Origin of the sequence: Mesorhizobium sp. M7A.F.Ca.CA.002.05.1.1, assembly GCF_003998335.1 — a bacterium.
GTDB lineage: Bacteria > Pseudomonadota > Alphaproteobacteria > Rhizobiales > Rhizobiaceae > Mesorhizobium.
In genome coordinates this window covers 1-1985 of sequence record NZ_RZQI01001026.1, presented here as the reverse complement: position 1 = coordinate 1985, position 1985 = coordinate 1, and the positions used below count along the sequence as shown (strand labels likewise).

The 1985-nt window shown below is 64.7% G+C and carries 2 protein-coding genes; both read left to right on the top strand.

The genetic code is table 11. The features are described from left to right. On the top strand, nucleotides 1-1063 hold a 1063-nt coding region (locus tag EN939_RS32005; protein ID WP_245473246.1), incomplete at its 5' end, for a putative bifunctional diguanylate cyclase/phosphodiesterase. A 125-nt stretch (nucleotides 1064-1188) separates the two neighbouring features. Then, nucleotides 1189-1830: a LysE family translocator gene (locus EN939_RS32000; protein ID WP_127271180.1), complete on the top strand. Its 642-nt coding sequence runs from the start codon at nucleotides 1189-1191 to the stop codon at nucleotides 1828-1830. Nucleotides 1831-1985: the final 155 nt, after the last annotated feature.

Genomic DNA, 1985 nt, shown 5'->3' with positions numbered 1-1985 from the left:
GATCAAGCGCTTCAAGGATCAGAAGGACCTTCTCGGGCTGGTCTCGCGGCTGGAGAAATCCCTGTTCGAACCGTCGCGGCTCGACGATTTCGAGATCGCCGCGGGCGCCAGCATCGGCGTCGCCGTCTATCCGCGCGACGGGGCCGACCGCGAGCGGCTGGTCAGCAACGCCGATCTTGCCATGTACCGGGCGAAGAACGACGTCACGCGAGCCGTCTGCTTCTACGAATCCGCCATGGACGAGACGGCGCGGGCGCGCCGCGCCTTGGCCACCGACCTTCGCCAGGCGATCGACCGCGGCGAGCTTTCGCTGCACTATCAGGTGCAGACCTCGGTCCCGACCGGCGCCACCTGCGGCTACGAGGCGCTGCTGCGCTGGACCCATCCCGTGCACGGCATGATTCCGCCCGCTGAATTCATCCCGATTGCCGAAGAGAACGGCTCGATCATGGCGATCGGCGAATGGGTGCTGCGGACCGCGTGCCGCCAGGCGGCCTCGTGGGGCAATGGCCACAAGATCGCGGTCAATCTGTCACCGGTACAGTTCGCCCATGCCGATCTCGCCAAGCTCATCCATCAAATCCTGATCGAGACCGGGCTGTCGCCGAAACGGTTGGAGCTGGAGCTCACCGAATCGACGATCGTCGCCGACAAGGTGCGCACGCTGCATGTCCTGCGCCAGATCAAGGCGCTGGGGGTGACGATCGCGATCGACGATTTCGGCACCGGCTATTCATCGCTCGATACGCTGCGCTCGTTTCCCTTCGACAAGATCAAACTCGACCGCTCGTTCATGGCTGACGTCGAGCGAAGCCCGCAGGCCAAGGCCATCATCCGGGCGGTGCTGACGCTGGGCCGCAGCCTCGACATTCCGGTGCTTGCCGAAGGCGTCGAGACGCATGTCCAGCTCACCATCCTGCAGGTCGAAGGCTGCAACGAGGCGCAAGGCTATTTCCTCGGCCGGCCCAAGCCGATCGACCAGATCACCGGGGACGCCGATGTTAGCAACGATCAACTCGTCGCGGAGGAGCCGGCGAGGATGCGGCTGAGCAGGCAGGCATAGGACGCCGCGGCCGGCCGTCCAGCGAATGCCTTGCGGACGCCTGCTGGATCGACATCGGGTGGCTGCTGTGTCTGGCATCGTCATGGCGCATCCTGTATAGGCCTCCCAATTCCCTGGGGCCGCTCATGTCGTTCATTCCAGACACCGCCACGCTGATCCAGTTCGCCATTGCCACGGTCATCCTGGCGATCACGCCGGGTCCGGACATGACGCTGTTCGTCTCGCGCACGCTCAACCAGGGCCGTGCCACCGGCTTTGCCTCGATGGCCGGCGCGCTGTGCGGCACGCTGATCCACACCACGCTGGTGGTTGTCGGTGTCTCGGCACTGATCGTCGCCTCGCCGATGGCTTTCTTCGTGCTGAAGATCTTCGGCGCGGGCTATCTCGTCTTCCTGGCCTGGCAGGCGATCACCAGGGGCTCGGCCTTTTCGCCGGAGAAGAAGACCGGCCCCGAGATTTCGCTGTTGCGCAGCTGGGCGGCGGGACTCGGCGTCAATCTGCTCAACCCGAAGATCATCCTGTTCTTCATGACCTTCCTGCCGCAGTTCGTCTCCGCGCATGATCCGAACGCCCCGGGAAAGCTGTTTTTCCTCGGACTCATGTTCATCGTGTTGTCGGTCCCGGTGACCGTGCCGATGGTGCTGGCGGCGGAAAAGTTCTCGGCGGCGATGAAGGCCAGCCCGCGCGTCACGCGGGTGGTCGACTATCTCTTTGCCGGCGTGTTCTCCGCCTTCGCGCTCAAGATCCTGACGGCCCAGGCGAAATAGCGGCCGTCATCCTGCTCGACCACCATCGCCGGATTCTGGTTCGCCTTGCCACCAGCTTCCGGCCCAGCGCCCGGCGCTGAGCCAGTAGAAGATGCCGCCGACCATGCCGCCGCCGATCACCGCCATGATGGCGCTGGTGTCCCTGACCGTGAAGG